This window comes from Xanthomonas chitinilytica, assembly GCF_026107455.2.
Lineage (GTDB): Bacteria > Pseudomonadota > Gammaproteobacteria > Xanthomonadales > Xanthomonadaceae > Stenotrophomonas > Stenotrophomonas chitinilytica.
This window is the reverse complement of sequence record NZ_JAPCHY010000001.1, coordinates 81431-97985: the sequence shown is the minus strand read 5'-3', so window position 1 is coordinate 97985 and position 16555 is coordinate 81431. Positions and strand designations below refer to the sequence as shown.

Annotated in this window: 15 protein-coding genes; 9 read left to right on the top strand and 6 right to left on the bottom strand. The window is 69.5% G+C overall.

The genetic code is table 11. The annotated features are described in order from the left end of the window. Nucleotides 1–111 precede the first annotated feature (111 nt). The gene (locus OK345_RS00425) at nucleotides 112–1407 is read left to right on the top strand and encodes an OprO/OprP family phosphate-selective porin (RefSeq protein WP_265125205.1); all 1296 of its coding nucleotides are present in this window, start codon (nucleotides 112–114) and stop codon (nucleotides 1405–1407) included. A 312-nt stretch (nucleotides 1408–1719) separates the two neighbouring features. Here OK345_RS00425 and OK345_RS00420 read toward each other — a convergent pair whose 3' ends face one another. From OK345_RS00420 to OK345_RS00405, 4 genes are read right to left on the bottom strand one after another with little or no spacing between them, the layout of a single operon-like run. Further along, the gene (locus OK345_RS00420; RefSeq protein WP_425510929.1) at nucleotides 1720–1818 is read right to left on the bottom strand and encodes an iron-sulfur binding domain-containing protein; all 99 of its coding nucleotides are present in this window, start codon (nucleotides 1816–1818) and stop codon (nucleotides 1720–1722) included. A gap of 39 nt (nucleotides 1819–1857) precedes the next feature. Then, complete coding sequence (nth, locus tag OK345_RS00415) at nucleotides 1858–2535, bottom strand: endonuclease III (protein WP_265125203.1); 678 nt, start codon at nucleotides 2533–2535, stop codon at nucleotides 1858–1860. Then, the gene (locus tag OK345_RS00410) at nucleotides 2532–2906 is read right to left on the bottom strand and encodes a hypothetical protein (RefSeq protein ID WP_265125201.1); all 375 of its coding nucleotides are present in this window, start codon (nucleotides 2904–2906) and stop codon (nucleotides 2532–2534) included. The genes nth and OK345_RS00410 overlap by 4 nt, the downstream gene beginning before the upstream one ends. A 14-nt stretch (nucleotides 2907–2920) precedes the next feature. After that, complete coding sequence (locus tag OK345_RS00405; RefSeq protein ID WP_265125199.1) at nucleotides 2921–3703, bottom strand: enoyl-CoA hydratase/isomerase family protein; 783 nt, start codon at nucleotides 3701–3703, stop codon at nucleotides 2921–2923. A gap of 167 nt (nucleotides 3704–3870) precedes the next feature. On the opposite strand from OK345_RS00405, the gene OK345_RS00400 reads away from it, so the two are divergent. The 7 genes from OK345_RS00400 to OK345_RS00370 all read left to right on the top strand — a co-directional run bounded on the left by OK345_RS00400 (nucleotide 3871) and on the right by OK345_RS00370 (nucleotide 10103). Beyond that, nucleotides 3871–4572 carry an FKBP-type peptidyl-prolyl cis-trans isomerase gene (locus OK345_RS00400; RefSeq protein WP_265125198.1) on the top strand — a complete coding sequence of 234 codons (702 nt, stop codon included), beginning with the start codon at nucleotides 3871–3873 and terminating at the stop codon, nucleotides 4570–4572. 300 nt (nucleotides 4573–4872) lie between these two features. Next, nucleotides 4873–5676, top strand: a complete 804-nt coding sequence (locus OK345_RS00395; protein ID WP_265125196.1) for a CoA pyrophosphatase — start codon at nucleotides 4873–4875, stop codon at nucleotides 5674–5676. Beyond that, on the top strand, nucleotides 5673–6581 hold the full coding sequence (locus OK345_RS00390; RefSeq protein WP_265125194.1) for a sulfurtransferase: 909 nt from the start codon (nucleotides 5673–5675) through the stop codon (nucleotides 6579–6581). Before OK345_RS00395 ends, OK345_RS00390 begins: the two co-directional genes overlap by 4 nt. A gap of 98 nt (nucleotides 6582–6679) precedes the next feature. Beyond that, entirely contained in the window at nucleotides 6680–7618 is a 939-nt protein-coding gene (locus OK345_RS00385; protein WP_425510939.1) for a DUF1684 domain-containing protein, read from the top strand. 519 nt (nucleotides 7619–8137) lie between these two features. Further along, nucleotides 8138–9046 carry a DMT family transporter gene (locus tag OK345_RS00380; protein WP_265126235.1) on the top strand — a complete coding sequence of 303 codons (909 nt, stop codon included), beginning with the start codon at nucleotides 8138–8140 and terminating at the stop codon, nucleotides 9044–9046. Then, entirely contained in the window at nucleotides 8944–9387 is a 444-nt protein-coding gene (locus OK345_RS00375) for an MGMT family protein (RefSeq protein WP_425510928.1), read from the top strand. The genes OK345_RS00380 and OK345_RS00375 overlap by 103 nt, the downstream gene beginning before the upstream one ends. Before the next feature lie 41 nt (nucleotides 9388–9428). After that, complete coding sequence (locus OK345_RS00370) at nucleotides 9429–10103, top strand: rhomboid family intramembrane serine protease (protein WP_265125190.1); 675 nt, start codon at nucleotides 9429–9431, stop codon at nucleotides 10101–10103. 251 nt (nucleotides 10104–10354) lie between these two features. Here OK345_RS00370 and OK345_RS00365 read toward each other — a convergent pair whose 3' ends face one another. Further along, nucleotides 10355–12358, bottom strand: coding sequence for a M13 family metallopeptidase (locus OK345_RS00365; RefSeq protein WP_265125188.1), 2004 nt, complete (start codon nucleotides 12356–12358; stop codon nucleotides 10355–10357). Between the two features lie 221 nt (nucleotides 12359–12579). Next, nucleotides 12580–14676: a M13 family metallopeptidase gene (locus tag OK345_RS00360; protein WP_265126234.1), complete on the bottom strand. Its 2097-nt coding sequence runs from the start codon at nucleotides 14674–14676 to the stop codon at nucleotides 12580–12582. Nucleotides 14677–14834: 158 nt separating this feature from the next. On the opposite strand from OK345_RS00360, the gene OK345_RS00355 reads away from it, so the two are divergent. After that, nucleotides 14835–16439: a phytoene desaturase family protein gene (locus OK345_RS00355; RefSeq protein ID WP_265125186.1), complete on the top strand. Its 1605-nt coding sequence runs from the start codon at nucleotides 14835–14837 to the stop codon at nucleotides 16437–16439. Nucleotides 16440–16555: the final 116 nt, after the last annotated feature.

Below are 16555 nucleotides of genomic sequence, written 5' to 3'. Positions count from 1 at the left end.
ACGAACGCCCGCCGCATTTCCCATGGGAGCCCCGTGGAATCACCCGTGCGGCAGGGCATCGCCGGAGTCCGAGTCATCGATGCCGTCACCACCCCATTGGAGAGTCCACCCATGCGTTATTCCCTACTGGCCGTCGCGCTTGCCGCCGCAACCGGCAGCGCCAGCTTCGCCGCCGACGCGGCCAACAGCGACGAGCTGGCGCAACTGAAGGAACAGCTGGCCGCTTTGCAGGCCAAGGTCGTCGAACTGGAGTCGCGTTCCGATGCGCAGTCGGACATCAACGTCGAAACCAAGGAGAACCTGGACCAGCTGGTGGCCAGCTCGCCCAAGGTCGAGACCAAGGGCGGCATCAAGGTGACCTCCGCCGACAAGAAGTTCGAGGCTTCGGTGGGCGGCCGCATCCATTTCGACGCCTATGCATTCGACCGCGACGCCGCCGACACCACCGGCACCACCGAGTTCCGCCGTGCGCGCCTGACCCTGCAGGGCAAGTTCTACGACTTCGGCTACAAGCTGGAGCAGGATTTCTCGGCCGGCAACACCACCGCCGGTTTCCGCGATGCCTACCTCAGCCGCAAGGGCCTGGGCGGCACCTTCTATGTCGGCCAGTTCAAGCCGTACCGCTCGATGGAGGAGCTGACCAGCTCCAACGAGATCACCATGATGGAGCGGCCGTTCGCCACCGCCACCGGCATCTACAGCGGCCGCCAGTTCCAGCAGGGTATCGGCTACCTGACCGCGGGCGACAACTACAGCTTCGGCCTGTCCGCGTTCAACCTGCGCGACGCCGCCGGTCCGCGCAACGAGGGTGCCGGCGCCTCCGCGCGCTTCACCTATGCGCCGATCAACGACGACGAGAACACCCTGCACCTGGGTATCTCGCTCAGCACCGAGAACGCCAACAAGGATTCGCCGAACCTGGCCGCGGTCGCCAACTACGCGGGTCGTCGTGGTCCGTCGCAGACCATCGCCACCACCACCGGCGCCAGCGGCGACTCGGTCGACACCGTTGGCCTGGAAGTGGCCGGCGCGTTCGGTCCGCTGTTCTTCCAGTCCGAGTACGCGCGCGCCAAGTTCGGCCAGCCGATCGGCGGCGACCAGGACGTGCAGACCTATTACGTGATGGGCAGCTGGATGCTGACCGGCGAGCACAAGGCCTACAAGGCCGGCAACGGCATCTTCGGCGCCCCCAAGGTCGGCACCGACGGCGCCTGGGAGCTGACCGCCCGCTACGACAACATCGAGAACAAGGACGTGGCCGACCTGAAGGCCAGCTCGGCCACGTTCGGCGTCAACTACTACTTCAACCCCAACGTCCGGGTGATGTTCAACTACACCCGCGGCGACAACGAGTTCACCGGCGACAAGACCAACCAGTACGCGGTCCGTACCCAGCTGAGCTTCTGACCGGCGGCGCCGGCACGCGGTACCGGAACGCCCCGGATCTTTCCGGGGCGTTTCTTTTTTTGTCTTGTCTTTCCGGGGTGCTTGCACGGCGGTGAGCGGCCCGCGCGCCGCACGGATGAAGGGCATGCTTCCCTCCGGGCGCCCCGTGGCAACGAGCTTCATCCAGGTCCCGGACGGCTTCGATCGCGACCGCCGTCCCCGCGGCAAGCAGGCTTTGCACCTGTAGGAGCGACCTCAGTCGCAAGCCTTCCCGCGATGAAAGGCGGGCGCCGCAGCGACGAGGCCGCGCCCGCGGCAGGCGATGCCGCCGCCTCAGGCGACGGTCTTGTCCTTGTAGCGGCACAGGTCGCGGATCACGCATTGCGGGCAGTCCGGCTTGCGCGCCGGCCCGCAGCAGTAGTCATGCGCCATGGCGACGAGGCCGCGCCTGCGGCAGGCGATGCCGCCGCCTCAGGCGACGGTCTTGTCCTTGTAGCGACACAGGTCGCGGATCACGCATTGCGGGCAGTCCGGCTTGCGCGCCTTGCACACATAACGGCCGTGCAGGATCAGCCAGTGATGCGCATCCTGCATGAACTCCGGTGGGATCACCTTCACCAACTTGTCCTCCACCTCGCGCACGTTCTTGCCCGGTGCCAGTCCGGTGCGGTTGGCGACACGGAAGATATGCGTGTCCACCGCCATCGTCGGCTCGCCGAAGGCGGTGTTGAGCACCACGTTGGCGGTCTTGCGGCCGACCCCGGGCAGCGACTCCAGCGCCTCGCGGCTGCGCGGCACCTCGCCGCCGTACCTGTCGATCAGGATCGCGCAGGTGGCGATGACGTTCTTCGCCTTGGCGTTGTACAGGCCGATGGTGGAGATGTAGCGCTTCAGCCCGTCCTCGCCCAGCGCCAGGATCGCCGCCGGCGTGTTGGCGACCGGGAACAGCCTGCGCGTGGCCTTGTTGACGCCGACGTCGGTGGCCTGCGCCGACAGCGTCACCGCCACCAGCAGTTCGAACGGTGTGTCGTATTCCAGTTCGGTGGTCGGATGCGGGTTGAGCTCGCGCAGGCGCGAGAACATCTCCTGGATCTCGGCGCGGGTCATGCTGCTGCCGCGGCGCGGCCTTGCCGGTGCGACGACGCTCATGGCTGGCCGTGCCCGGCGGCCCTGGCCTTGGCCCGGGCCAGGATTGCCGCCGCCGCGGGCGGCAGCGCCGGCTTGCGGTCGGGCGCCGGCGGCGGTGCCCGGCGCGCATCGCGTTCGGCCGCGCGCCGCGCCAGTCGCGCGGCCCGTGCCCGGTAGCGTTCGCGCGCTGCCCAGGCGCGCCGCAGCCGCTGCTGGGCCTGCAGCAGCACGGCGGGCAGGTCGGGGTGGGCCGGGTCCAGCGCCTCGTCGCCGGAGCGGGGGATGTAATCCATCAGCCCGCCATCGAGGGCGGCGTCGATGTCGTCGTCCAGCAGCCGTTGCAGCAACTCGAGGGGCGGGACGGCAGGGAGGATGTCGTGCGGGGATCGCATGGTGCCGGTGTCGCTCAGCAGTTGCGGAAAGCCGGCTTGCGGCGTTCGAGGAAGGCGCCGGTGCCCTCGCGCATGTCCTCGGTGGCGAACATCAGTCCGAACTGCGCGCTTTCGTATTCCAGGCCTTCGACGATGCCGCACTCGCCACCGACCTGGATCGCGTCGAGGATGCCGCGCAGCGCCAGCGGTGCGGCCTGTGCGAGCTGGGCGGCCAGCTTCAGCGTTTCCGCTTCCAGCTCGGCCGCCGGCACCACGCGGTTGACGATACCCAGTTGCTGCGCGCGGGCAGCGTCGATCGGCGCGCCCAGCAGGCACAGCTCCAGCGCCGCGGCGCGGCCGGCCAGGCGCAGCAGGCGCTGGGTGCCGCCGAAGCCGGGAATCAGCCCCAGGTTGATCTCCGGCTGCCCGATCTTGGCGCTGTCGGCGGCGATGCGCAGGTGGCAGGCCATCGCCAGTTCCAGGCCGCCGCCCAGGGCGAAACCGTTGACCATCGCGACGACCGGCTTGGGCATGCGTTCGATGCGGCGCATCAGCTGCTGGCCCAGCAGCGAGAAATCGCGGCCCTGCACCGGCGTGAGGGTGTTCATCTCGGCGATGTCGGCGCCGGCGACGAACGCCTTGCTGCCGGCGCCGGTCAGCACCACCACGCGCACCGAGGCATCGGCCGCGGCGTCGGCGAAGGCCGCGTCCAGCGCTTCCAGGGTGGCCCGGTTCAGTGCGTTCAGCTTGTCCGGGCGCTGCACGGTGAGGGTGCGGACGGCGTCCTGGGTGCTGATCGAGACCGGGGCGTCGGGCATGGGGAAGCTCCTGAAAAGGTTAAGAAAAAGTGAGTGCGGAACTCTCCGGCCCTTTGTGGGTCACAGCCCGGGTCGTTAGTGGCGGTCCGCCGTTGCGGCGGCTATCCTAACCCGTCGCCTCAGGCGGCATGTTCGCCTTGAGCCACCATCCCCTGGAGAATTGTTTGATGAAGTTGCGTTCTATCGCGGTCGCCGTCGCGGCCCTGGCCCTGACGGGCAATGCCTTCGCCCAGGACACCACGTCCGAGAAGGGCAAGCTGAGCTATTACTTCGGTTACGACTATGGCAACAACCTTGCCGAACTGACCGCGCGCGGTGAGCAGCTGGATATCAACTCGGTGGTCAAGGGCCTGCAGGATGCCTACGCCAAGAAGCAGCCGGCGATCACCGCCGAGCAGCTGAAGCCGGCGGTCGAGGCGTTCCAGCGCCGCGAGCAGGGCCGTGCCGAAGCCGCCAAGGCCGAGTACGACAAGGCCTCCGCCGAAAACAAGACCCGCAGCGACCAGTTCATTGCCGCCAACAAGGCCAAGCCCGGCGTGCAGACCCTGGCCAGCGGCGTGCAGTACCGCGTGATCGAGACCGGCAACGGCGCCAAGCCTACCCAGGCCAGCACCGTGGCACTGGAAGTGGCCGGTCCGTTCCCGTACGGCCAGCGCCCGCAGGAGGCCCGCCCGGCCCAGCAGATCCCGTCGATCAAGGTCAGCGAAGTCGAGATGCAGGCCATGCGCGATACCCTGCTGCAGATGCCGGCCGGCTCGAAGTGGGAAGTGACCCTGCCGCCGGACAAGGCCTATGGCGCCGATCCGCGCACGCCGTTCCCGCCGAACGTGGCGGTGCAGTTCGAGATCAAGCTGGTCAGCGTGAAGTAAGCCGTTCCGCACCGCTGTTCCACCCTGCGCCGGCGCGACAACGCCGGCGCAGTCTTTTGGGGCTTCGCATCGGGGGTGTCCGATGGCCCCGGTCGCGACCGATGGCCCGAGGCCACCCAGCGTCGCTCCCACGACTGCCCGGCTGTCGGTAGGAACGACGCCAGTCGCGGGCTTTCCGGGCGGCGACAAGGCGGCCCGGAAGCGCGCTTCTCCCCGCGAACGGGGAAGAACCCGGTTCGCGACGATGGACCGATGGGGAATGTCATCGAATCGCGCTACCCTTGCCGGGTGTCAGACCTGATGGATTTTCCCTCCCGTGCCGTTCTCAGCCCCTGCATCGGCGTCTGTTCGCTGGACAGCGACGGGCTGTGCGAGGGCTGCCTGCGCAGCGGCGACGAGATCGCAGGCTGGACGCGGATGAGCGACCGCCAGCGCCAGCACTTCATGGATCACGTGTTGCCGGAGCGCGAGCACGCGCGCGACTCGTTCGCCGCTGCGTTGCACGAGCGCGGGCGGCTGCTGCGCGCGCTGTATCCGCCGGCGCTGCCGCCGCAGGGGCCGGGCTGGAACCATGGCGAGCTGGCCGACCTGCTGCCGCCGTCGCCGCTGACCGAGGCGGCGGTGCTGGCCGGGCTGGTGCCGCGCGCCGGCGGTACCCAGGTGTTGCTGACCCGTCGCACCGAGACCCTGCGCCACCATGGTGGACAGGTGGGCTTCCCGGGCGGGCGGATCGAAACCGACGACCACGATCCGGTGGCCGCGGCGATCCGCGAGAGCGACGAGGAGATCGCGCTCAAGCGCGACCAGGTGCAGGTGCTCGGCTACCTGGATCCGTTCGTCACCATCACCGGCTTCCGGGTGATGCCGGTGGTGGCGGTGATCGATCCGGCATTCGTGCCGCGGCCGCAGCCCAGCGAGGTGGCCGAGGTGTTCGAGGTGCCGCTGGACTACCTGATGGCCCCGGGCAACCTGCGCAGCGTCGAGATCGAACATGCCGGGCGTATCCGCCACGTACTGGAATACGCCTGGCCGGGGCAGCGCATCTGGGGCGCCACCGCCGCCATCCTCTACAACCTGCGGCGCAGACTGGAGCAGGCACGATGAACGCATCGAATACATCGCCCGGCTGGGAACTGCTGGTGGACGTGCGGCAGCTGGCCGACGCGCTCGGCCGCGGCGACCTCGGCATCGTCGATGCGCGCGCGCAGCCGAGCGCGGGGCTGCGCATCGTCGATGCCCGGTTTTCGCTGGCCGACCCGCAATCGGGAGCGCTCGCCTACGCGCAGGGCCATCTCCCCGGCGCGGTCCATGCCGACCTCAATCGGGACCTGTCCGATCTGTCGCGTCCCGGGCTGGGGCGTCACCCGCTGCCGCACGACGAGGCGTTCGCGCAGCGGCTCGGGCAGTGGGGCATCGGCCCGCAGACCCAGGTGGTGGTCCATGACGCCGGCGACGGCAGCATGGCCGCCGCGCGCCTGTGGTGGCTGCTCAAGCTGCTGGGCCATGCGCGGGTGGCGGTGCTCGATGGCGGCCTGGCCGCCTGGCAGGCCGCGGGCCTGCCGCTGGTTGCGGAAGTGCCGGCGCCGGTGCCGTTGCCGCCATATCCGGCAAGCTTCGACCAGGATCGCATCGTGGCCGCCGGGGAGGTGCTGCAGCGCCTGTCGCAGCCGCCCGGCTGGCTGCTGGACGCACGCGCCGGGGAGCGTTTCCGCGGCGAGGTGGAACCGCTTGACCCGGTGGCCGGGCACGTCCCCGGGGCGGTCAATCGCCCGCTGGCGCTGAACCTGCGCGACGGCCGCTTCCGTCCGCCGGCCGAACTGCGCGCCGAGCTGGCGCCGCTGCTGGGGCCGCACGCGCCGTCGGAAGTGGTGGTGATGTGCGGGTCCGGCGTCACCGCCTGCCATCTGCTGCTGGCACTGGAACTGGCCGGACTGCCCGGGGCGCGGGTCTATGCCGGGTCGTGGAGCGGTTGGGTCGGCGATTCTTCGAGGCCGGTCGCAACCGGCTGACGTCTCCAGGCGGCATGATGGATACGGCAGGAACGAACCGGAACAACGGCAACGGCGGGGCGCGAAGCGCGGCCGGCGCCGCGAAGGCAGAGGTGAGCATGCGTGCAGTGGCAGCAATGGTATGTCTGGCGACCCTGGTGGCGACGGGATGCGAGCGGGTTCCCGCCGATGCGAGGACCGGCGCATACGGCTATGCGACGCCGGAACTGCATGCCTACCAGCGCGAACTGGGGCAGTGGCGTGCCCAGCGCCTGGCGAAGCTGCGCGCCGCCGACGGCTGGCTGAGCTATACCGGCTCGGGCCGGCTGCGGCCGGGCAGCTTCCGCATCGGCAGCGGCAAGGGCAACGAACTGGTGCTGCCGGCCGGCCCGGCGCAACTGGGAACGCTGACCCTGGACAAGGACGGCGGTGCGGTCCTCGAGGCCGTGCCCGGCAGCGGCGCCACCGTGGGCGGGGAGCCGTTGCGCCGGGTGGAACTGCAGGCCGGCATCGCCGGCGAGCGCGAGGCGACGCGGGTGCAATTGGGAGCGGCGGAGTTCTACCTGGTGCGCACCGGATCGGTACTGGGCTGGCGCTTCCGCGATCCGGCCGCCGCCCGGCTGCGCGAGTTCAAGGGCATCGACCATTTCCCGGTCGATCCCGCGTGGCGGGTGGTGGCGCGCTGGCAACCGTTCGCCGAGCCGCGGCAGGTCACGCTGCTGACGTCGATCGGTACGCCGCAGCCGGCGACGGTGCCGGGCGAGGCGGTATTCGAGGTGGAGGGGCGCAGCTACCGGCTGCAGCCGGTGCTGGAGAAGGGCAGCGACCAGTGGTTCTTCCTGTTCGTCGACCGCACCAGCGGCAAGGAAAGCTACGGCGGCGCGCGCTACCTGTTCACGCCGCCGGCGCGGGACGGCAAGGTGGTGCTGGATTTCAACCGTGCCGAGAACCCGCCCTGTGCGCTGACGCCGCACGTGGTCTGCCCGATCGCGCCGCCGGGCAACCGGCTGGACCTGGCGGTGACCGCGGGCGAGAAGAACTACTTCGCCGGCAACTGAGCGCTGCGCCGGGAATGCAGGCACGGGCGTGATGGAATCGCCGACAGGCACGGCGGGCGGGAAACCCGGCCTTGCGCGGCAGGTTCGCCTGCGGACGCGCCGGCCGTCGTCGTTATCGCCGCCTTGAGCATGAGACGGTCGATGCGCCCGGTGTGCCCGCGCATTCCTTCCCGTGCCGGCTGACGGGGGGCGGGGAACAGCTCCCGGATTTTTTCGCGTGGACACGGCGGGTCGCACGAGCAGGCCGGGCCAAAGGTAGTGCCTGCTCCGGGCATGTCGCCAGGCGTCCCGGTGCGCGCGATCCCGGCCCGCGGCGTCCTTCCTGGTTGCAGGATCCACGAATCCGCCCCGCGGGGCAGGAGGGCGGCGCCGGACGGCGGCGGTTACGCGATGCCGGCTGCGGGCGGATAATGGCCCGGCCATCTCCCCCGGATGTCCCGATTCGTGAATGTTTCCCCCACGCGGGAGGCCGCGCAGGCCTGTCCGCCGCCGGCCACCGCGCCCGCCGCATCACCACGCCTGCCGACCTCGTCGCGACGCCTGATCGTCGGTGGGCTGTTGCTGGCCGCGCTCGGCGCCGTCGCCGCCTCCGGCAAGGCGGTCATCGTCAAGCTGGCCTATCGCCATGGCGTCGATGCCACCACGTTGCTGGCGCTGCGGATGCTGGTGGCGTTTCCGTTCTTCGTGGCGATGGGGGCATGGGCGGCGCGGCGCGCGGCACCGCTGGCGCGACGCGATCTGTGGCATGTCGCGGTGCTGGGCTTCAGCGGCTACTACCTGTCCAGCTATCTGGATTTTCTTGGCCTGAAGTACATCACCGCGACCCTGGAGCGGCTGATCCTGTACCTCAGCCCGACCCTGGTGGTGCTGATCGCGTTGCTGGTGCTGAAGCAGCGGCCATCGCGCCGGCAGCTGGTCGCGCTGGTGGTGAGTTATCTCGGCGTGCTGCTGGCGTTCGGCCACGACATCCGGATCGACGGCCATCGCACCGCGATCGGCGCGTTGCTGGTGTTCGCCAGCGCGCTCAGCTACGCGATCTACCTGTTCGGCAGCGGCCAGGTGGTGGGGCGGATCGGGGCGGTGCGGCTGACCGCCTATGCCAGCGGCGTGGCCTGCGTGCTGTGCGTGGGCCAGTACCTGCTGCTGCAGCCGGTGGCGGCGCTGTGGGGCCATGCGCCGCCGGTGTACTGGCTGTCGCTGCTCAACGGCACCGTGTGCACCGTATTGCCGGTGCTGGCGATCATGGTCGGGGTCAAGCGGATCGGCTCGGCACTGGCCGCGCAGGTAAGTATGCTGGGACCGGTTTCGACGATCGTGCTGAGCGTATGGCTGCTGGACGAACCGATGGGCCCCTGGCAGGCCGCCGGCACGCTGCTGGTACTGGGCGGCGTGCTGGTGGTCGGCAGCGGGGCGGCGAAGAAGGCGTGAGCGCGGAGGGTGCCGCCGCGCAGGCGCGGACACGGATCCTGCGGGTGATCCGCGCGATCCCGCGCGGGCAGGTGCTGGGCTATGGCGAAGTGGCGGCGCGCGCCGGGCTGCCGGGGCGCGCGCGACTGGTGGCGCGCCTGCTCAGCGGCAACGAGGACCCGGACCTTCCCTGGCACCGCGTGCTGCGCTCGGACGGGCGCATCGGCATGCCGGAGGGCTCGGCCGGCTGGCGCGAGCAGAGCCAGCGGCTGCGGGCCGAGGGCGTGAAGGTGGAGCGCGGGCGGGTCAAGCGGCCGCCGCCCGCGCGCGACCTGGACGCGGCGATCTGGGGGCCTGGCTAGGCGCTGCGGCTATCATGGCGGCAGTTCCAACGGACCCTGCCATGTTTCCCAGACTGCCCACCGTCACCAAGGCGCTGCTGATCGCCAACATCGTGCTGTTCGTGCTGCAGCAACCGTTCCTGCTGGGCGATGCCACCCTGGCGCCGTTCATGCTGTGGCCGCTGAGCGAGCACGGCTTCGACCCGTTCTCGCCGGGGCAGAACTTCCAGCCGTGGCAGCTGCTGACCTACGGCTTCCTGCACGGCAGCTTCGGCCATCTGTTCTTCAACATGCTGGCGTTGTTCATGTTCGGCGCGCCGCTGGAGCAGACCTGGGGCGAGAAGCGGTTCCTCATCTACTACCTGGTCTGCGTGGCCGGTGCCGGCGTGTGCCAGCTGCTGATGGCGGCGATGGTCGGCGGCGGTGCGCCGGTGCTGGGCGCCTCCGGCGGCGTGTTCGGCCTGCTGCTGGCCTACGGCATGCTGTTCCCGAACCAGCGGGTGATGCTGCTGTTCCCGCCGATCCCGATGAAGGCGCGTACCTTCGTGATCGTGTTCGGCGCGATCGAGCTGCTGCTGGGCTTCACCGGCTGGCAGCCGGGCGTGGCGCACTTCGCGCACCTGGGTGGCATGCTGTTCGGCTGGCTGCTGATCCGCTACTGGCGCGGGCAACCGCCGTTCGGCGGGCGTCGTCCGCCGGGCGGGCCGCGCGCGAACCACCTGCGCCGGGTGAAGTGACCGGCGCGCCGTCGCATTCGCGCCGGCACCCCGGGATCGGCTGTGCAGGTCGTGGCTCCTGTTCCAACCCACAGCCGGCGTCTTCGGCGCTGGCCCAAGGGAGCCATGCCAGGCGCATTCCGGTAACGGCGAAGCCTTGCGGTGGATGAAGCAGGTGCCGGGGGAAAATCGCATCTGCACCAGCAGGAAAAGAAGAAGGCGCGGAATTTCCGCGCCTTCTTCGTGTTGTGACCTTCAAGCCGGCAGGTCGATCAACGCCAGATCTTGACCTGGTCGGCCTCCACGCGCTGCATCGGCTGGCCCGGCTTGCAGCTGAAGCTGGCGCCGAAGGCCGGCAGGTTGGATACCGTGCCGTTGGTGCGCCAGCGGCCCGGGGCGCGGATGTCCGAGGTCAGGCGCTGCACCGCCTCGTTCGGCGACAGCTGCTGCGGCCACAGTCCGGCCCAGGCCTTGAAGAACGCCTGATGGTCGGCCGGCTTGGCGTTGGCTTCCACCGCGGTGTAGGCCTCCCAGGCGATCTCCAGGCCGGCCAGGTCGGCCAGGTTCTCCTCGCGGGTCAGCTCGCCGTTGACCTTGGCGTCCTTCACCCCGGGGAAGCCGTAGGCGGCGTACTGCGCGGCCACGCGGTTGCCGAACAGCGTCCAGGCGGTCTTGTCGGCCGGTGTCCACCAGCTGCGCAGCTCGCCGCGGGCATCCACCAGCGCGCCCTTGGCGTCGATGGCGCGGGTGACTTCGTGCGCCACCAGCGAGCCGTAGGCGCCGAACTTCTCGGCGACGCTGCCGGAGGTGTTGAAGATCGGTCCCTGCAGCGCGGCGGCGGTGACGATCAGGCGGTTCTGCGCCAGGTCGTAGGCCAGCGCCGGCTGCTGCGGCAGCACGTCCCAGCGGCGGTCGGCATTGCCCTTGCCGATGCGCTTCATCTCTTCGCGATGGCGCCAGGTGGAGGCGATCAGCATGTTGCCGCCGAAGCTGCCGCGGCCCATCGGCTGCACCGAGTAGTCCAGGTCGCGCAGCGGCGCGCCGATCTCGATCTTCAGCGCCGCCAGCTTGGCCTGCGCCTCGGCCTTGGCCTCGTCGCTGAGCCAGGTGCTGCGCTTGATCGCATCGATCTGCACCTCGCGCACCTTGTCGATGATGAGCCCGGCCTGGCGGCGGTCGGACGGGGTGAGGTGGGCGGCGGTGTACTCGCGGCCCAGCATCGGGCCGGCGGCGACGTTGATCGCGTCGAGCACCTGTTCCCAGCGCGGCGGAGCGATGGTCTGGCCACGCAGCACGCGGCCGCGGAACTCGAACTCGGCATCGCGGTAGGCCTTGGACAGGTACGGCGCCATCGCATCGCCCACGCGCCAGCGCAGGTAGGCCTTCCACTGGTCGGGCTTGACGCTGGCGACCATGCCGTCGAGCTGCTGGAACAGCGCCGGATCGGACAGCGACACCAGGTCGTCGTCCACGCCCTGCGCCTTCAGGAACGCGCCCAGCTGCAGGTTCTTGTAGCGGGCGGTCAGCTCCTTGGTGGCGATCGGTGCGTAGTTGTTGAACGGATTGTTGATGCCGGCCAGCGACTGCGCCTGGCGGGCGAGCTGGGTTTCGAAGGCGATCACCGCCTCGGATTCGGCATCCAGCTTGCCGGCCTCGGTGCCGGTCAGGGCCAGGACCTGCTTGACGTAGTTGCGGTAGCGGCCCATCAGCGCGACGGTGTCGGTGTCGGTGCGGGTGTAGAAGGCCGGGTCCGGCAGGCCCATGCCGCCCTGCATGAAGTAGCCGATGTGGCGGTCCAGCGCCTTCAGGTCCACGTCCGGGGCGAAGTTGAAGGCCACCGGGATGCCGACCTGGTGCAGCGCGGCGATGGCCGCCGGCACGTCCTTGGCGCGCTTGATCGCGTTGATGCGGGTGAGCAGCGGCGCGATCGGGTTGGAGCCGTCGGCTTCCACCGCGGCCTCGTCCAGGCCGCTGGCCCAGAAATCGCCCAGCAGCTTCTGCACGTTGCCCTGCGGCGCATTCATCGCCGCATCCAGCAGTTCGCGCTGCTGCACGCGGGTGCGCTCGGCCAGCTGGCCCAGGGCGGTGACGGCGCCGGTCTGCGGGACCGGGTTGGCCTTGAGCCAGTCGGCGTTGGCGACGTCGTAGAAATCGGTGCAGGTGGGGCTGACCGCCGGGGCCTTGGCGGCCGGTTTGCGGGCGGCATCGGCGTGCGGCGAGGCAAGCACGGCCAGGCCGAAGCCCAGGGCGAGGGTAAGGGGGCGAAGATTGGGCATGTAAAGCGAATCCGCTGAGGATTGGAGTCGGCGGAGTTTATCAAGCCGCGGCAGCCGCGCGGCGGCGCCATGGCGGGAGGAAGGCGCCGCCGGTCACAGTGTCCGCAGTTGCCGGCGGCGTCTCCTGCCGGGCGCGGTCCCGGCGGGCAGCGCCGGAGCCGAAAAAGACGAGGCCCGGACATGCCGGGCCTCGCTGCGACTTGGCTATGCGGCCGTCGCGGTTACCAGATCACCACCTGCTGGTCGCCGGTGCGGACCATCGGCGCGCCGGGCTTGCACTCGAACGCGGCCGCGAAGGTCGGCAGGTTCGACGGCGCGCCGGTGGCCCGGAACTGGGCGGGGGCGTGCGGGTCGGTGGCCAGGCGGACCTTGGCGTTCTCCGGGGTGTACTTGGTGCGCCACACCGTGGCCCAGTTGGCGAAGAAGCGCTGGTCGCGGGTCAGCCCGTCCACCTTTGGATCTTCCTGCCCGGCGGTGGCCTTCTGCAGCGCGTCGTAGGCCGTGGCCAGGCCGCCGAGATCGGCGATGTTCTCGCCCAGGGTCAGCTCGCCGTTGACGTGCTGCTCGCCGACCTTGTACTGGTTGAACTGGTTGACCAGCTTGCCGGTCAGGCCCTTGAAGCCCTTGGCGTCGGCCGGGGTCCACCAGTCCTCGAAGTTGCCGGTGGGCCCGAAGCGCGCGCCCTGGTCGTCGTAGCCGTGGGTCATCTCGTGGCCGATCACCGCGCCGATGCCGCCATAGTTCAGCGCGTCGTCGGCGTTGGGGTCGAAGAACGGCGGCTGCAGGATCGCGGCCGGGAACACGATCTCGTTCTGCAGCGGGTTGTAATAGGCATTGACCGTCTGCGGGGTCATGCCCCATTCGCTCTTGTCCACCGGCTGGCCGATCTTGGACAGGTTCCACCTGTAGTTGAACTCGGTGGCCGCGCGCACGTTGGCCAGGTAGCTGTCGCGGCTGGTCTGCAGGCCGCTCCAGTCGCGCCACTTGTCCGGGTAGCCGATCTTCGGGGTGAAGGTCTCCCACTTGGCGATGGCCTTGGCCTTGGTCTCCTCGCTCATCCACGCCAGGTTCTCGATGCGGTCCTTCAGCGCGTCGCTGAGGTTCTGCACCAGCACTTCCATCTTGGCCTTGGCCTCGGGCGAGAAGGCGACCTTGACGTACATCTGGCCGAACGCCTCGCCGGCGTCGTCCTCGATGGTGGCCAGCACGCGCTTCCAGCGCGGCTTGATCTCCTTCTGGCCGTTGAGGGTCTTGCCGTAGAACGCGTAGTTCTCCTGGACGAAGGCGTCGCTCAGGTACGGCGAGGCGCTGTCGACGGCATGGAAGCGCAGGTAGGCGCGCCACACCGACGGGTCGGTGTCGCCCAGCGCCTTGTCCACTTCCTGGTGGAAGGCGGGAATGGCCAGCGAGAATTTCTCCGGCGCGGCCACGCCCTGCGACTCGAAGAACTTCGTCCAGCTGAAGTTCGGGGTCAGCTTGTCGGCCTCGGCCAGGGTGACCGGGTTGTAGTACAGCGAGACGTCGCGCGACATCTCCACGCTGGACTTGGATGCCTTGGCCAGGCGGGTCTCGAACTTCACCACCTCGGCGGCCTGCCTGGCCGCTTCCTCGGCGGCCACGCCGGACAGTTCCAGCACCTTGGCCACATGGGCCTGGTAGGCGGCAAGCTTGTCCTTCTTGTCGGCGTCGAAGTAGTAGGTCTTGTCCGGCAGGCCCAGGCCGCCCTGCATGGCATAGGCGATATTCATCGACGAGTTCTTGAAGTCGGCCTCGGCACCGAAGCCGAACAGGCCGTTCTCGCCCTTGGCGGCGGTGGCGCGCAGGTAGTCGGCGATGGCCTCGCGGTCCTGCAGGCCGTCGATGGCGGCCAGGTCGGCCTGCAGCGGCTCCAGCCCCTGGGCATTGATCCTGGCCTCGTCCATGCCGGTGGCCCAGAAGTCGCCGACGATCTTCTCCACGCCGGTGGCGTTCTCGATGGCCGCGGCCTGTTCGGCCAGCTGGTGCTGCACCGCCACCGAGCGCTCGTCGAGGATGGTGAAGGCGCCCCAGCTGGTGCGGTCGCCCGGGATCTCGTTGGCGGCCAGCCACTTGCCGTTGACGTAGGCGCCGAAGTCGGTACAGGCGTCCTGGCCGGTATCCAGGTCGGAAACGTGGAAGGCGTTGTAGGCCGGCAGCTTGCTTTCGTCCAGCGTCAGCGTGCTGGTGGCGGCCTGCGCGGAGGCGGCGCTGTCAGCGGCCGGGGTTTCGTCCTTCTTGCAGCCGACCAGCGCGGCGCCGATGGCCACGGTCAGCAGGAGAATCTGGGGTTTGCGGATGATCACGGGAATGGCCTCCTGGCCGATATCGATGCATGGGAAAGGTCCCGCGGACGGGGCCTGTGGGCAGACGATACGCCCTGTGCGGTAGCGGCAAGGGTGTCGAAGGTCATGCCGGTGGGCGCAGCGGGCGTCGTCGGGAAGGTGGTATACAACAGCGCATGACAGGCACGTCTTCACCTATCTGGGACGCGATCATCGTCGGTGGCGGCCACAATGGGCTGGTCTGCGCCGCCTACTTGGCGCGCGCCGGGCTCAAGGCGCTGGTGCTGGAACGCCGGCCGGTGGTGGGCGGGGCGGCGGTGACCGAGGAATTCCATCCCGGATTCCGCAATTCGGTGGCCTCGTACACCGTGTCGCTGCTGCAGCCGAAGGTGATCGCCGACCTGGACCTGTATGGCCACGGCCTGCGGATCGTGCCGCGCCGCATCAACAATTTCCTGCCGCTGGCCGATGGCGGCTACCTGCTCGCCGGCGCCGGCCGCACCCGCGAGCAGGTGGCGAAGTTCTCCGCCCGCGATGCCGAGCGCCTGCCGGCCTACGAACAGCGGCTGGAGCTGTTCGCCGATGTGCTGCGCGCGCTGGCGCTGCAGCCGCCGCCGAATGTCACCGACGGTGGCTGGTGGCAGGCGCTGCCGGAGTTGTGGCGGGCGGGCAAGCTGGGGCGGCAGCTGCACGCGCTGGCCCCGGAACTGCGGCAGGAACTGCTGGACCTGTTCACCCTGTCCGCGGCCGAATACCTGGACCGCTGGTTCGAGAGCGCGCCGATCAAGGCGTTGTTCGGTTTCGACGGCATCGTCGGCAACTACGCCAGCCCCTACGCACCGGGAACGGCGTACGTGCTGCTGCACCACGTGTTCGGCGAGAGCAACGGGGTGAAGGGCGCATGGGGCCATGCCATCGGCGGCATGGGCGCGATCACGCAGGCCATGGCCGGTTCCGCCGTTGCGGCCGGCGCCACGATCCGCACCGGCGCGGGCGTGCGCCGCGTGTTGGTCGAGAACGGCCGTGCGGTGGGCGTGGAGACGAGCACGGGCGAGACGATCCGGGCACGGGCAGTAGTGGCCAACGTCAACCCCAAACTGCTCTACGAGCGGTTGCTGGCGCCAGAGGAGGTGCCGGCGCCCACCCGCGAACGAATGGCGAACTGGCGTTGCGGCTCGGGCACGTTCCGCATGAACGTGGCGCTGTCGCGGTTGCCGGAGTTCAGCGCATTGCCGGGGCAGGGCGACCACCTCACCGCCGGCATCATCATCGCCCCCAGCCTGGACTACATGGACCGCGCCTGGCGCGATGCGCGCGAACATGGCTGGTCGCGCGAGCCGGTGGTGGAAATGCTGATCCCCAGCACCCTGGACGACTCGCTGGCGCCGCCGGGGCAGCACGTGGCCAGCCTGTTCTGCCAGCACGTCGCCCCGCAGTTGCCGGATGGCCGCAGCTGGGACGACCACCGCGACGAGGTGGCCGACCTGATGATCGCCACGGTGGAGCGCCACGCGCCGGGATTCGCCGCCTCGGTGCTGGGCCGGCAGATGCTGAGCCCGCTGGACCTGGAGCGCACCTTCGGGCTCATCGGCGGCGACATCTTCCATGGCGCGCTGAGCCTCAACCAGCTGTTCAGCGCCCGCCCGATGCTGGGACAGGCCGACTACCGCGGCGCGATTCCCGGCCTGTACCTGTGCGGTGCCGGCACCCACCCGGGCGGCGGGGTTACCGGGGCGCCGGGGCACAATGCGGCGAAGGTGATATGCCGAGCTATTTCATAAGTATCCAAGGTGGGAAAGGTATGCCATTCGATTGTGATGGCTAGAATGCCGCAATCCATCCGGCCGTTTGGACTGTTGGATGTAAACTGATTTCTGAAAAAGCAGGACCTCGTAGC

Coding starts and splice junctions, on each gene's coding strand:
- OK345_RS00425 (WP_265125205.1), top strand. CDS start 112: ATGCGTTATTCCCTACTGGCCGTCGCGCTTGCCGCCGCAACCGGCAGC.
- OK345_RS00420 (WP_425510929.1), bottom strand. CDS start 1,818: ATGGCGCATGACTACTGCTGCGGGCCGGCGCGCAAGCCGGACTGCCCG.
- nth (WP_265125203.1), bottom strand. CDS start 2,535: ATGAGCGTCGTCGCACCGGCAAGGCCGCGCCGCGGCAGCAGCATGACC.
- OK345_RS00410 (WP_265125201.1), bottom strand. CDS start 2,906: ATGCGATCCCCGCACGACATCCTCCCTGCCGTCCCGCCCCTCGAGTTG.
- OK345_RS00405 (WP_265125199.1), bottom strand. CDS start 3,703: ATGCCCGACGCCCCGGTCTCGATCAGCACCCAGGACGCCGTCCGCACC.
- OK345_RS00400 (WP_265125198.1), top strand. CDS start 3,871: ATGAAGTTGCGTTCTATCGCGGTCGCCGTCGCGGCCCTGGCCCTGACG.
- OK345_RS00395 (WP_265125196.1), top strand. CDS start 4,873: ATGGATTTTCCCTCCCGTGCCGTTCTCAGCCCCTGCATCGGCGTCTGT.
- OK345_RS00390 (WP_265125194.1), top strand. CDS start 5,673: ATGAACGCATCGAATACATCGCCCGGCTGGGAACTGCTGGTGGACGTG.
- OK345_RS00385 (WP_425510939.1), top strand. CDS start 6,680: ATGCGTGCAGTGGCAGCAATGGTATGTCTGGCGACCCTGGTGGCGACG.
- OK345_RS00375 (WP_425510928.1), top strand. CDS start 8,944: ATGGCTGCTGGACGAACCGATGGGCCCCTGGCAGGCCGCCGGCACGCT.
- OK345_RS00370 (WP_265125190.1), top strand. CDS start 9,429: ATGTTTCCCAGACTGCCCACCGTCACCAAGGCGCTGCTGATCGCCAAC.
- OK345_RS00365 (WP_265125188.1), bottom strand. CDS start 12,358: ATGCCCAATCTTCGCCCCCTTACCCTCGCCCTGGGCTTCGGCCTGGCC.
- OK345_RS00355 (WP_265125186.1), top strand. CDS start 14,835: ATGACAGGCACGTCTTCACCTATCTGGGACGCGATCATCGTCGGTGGC.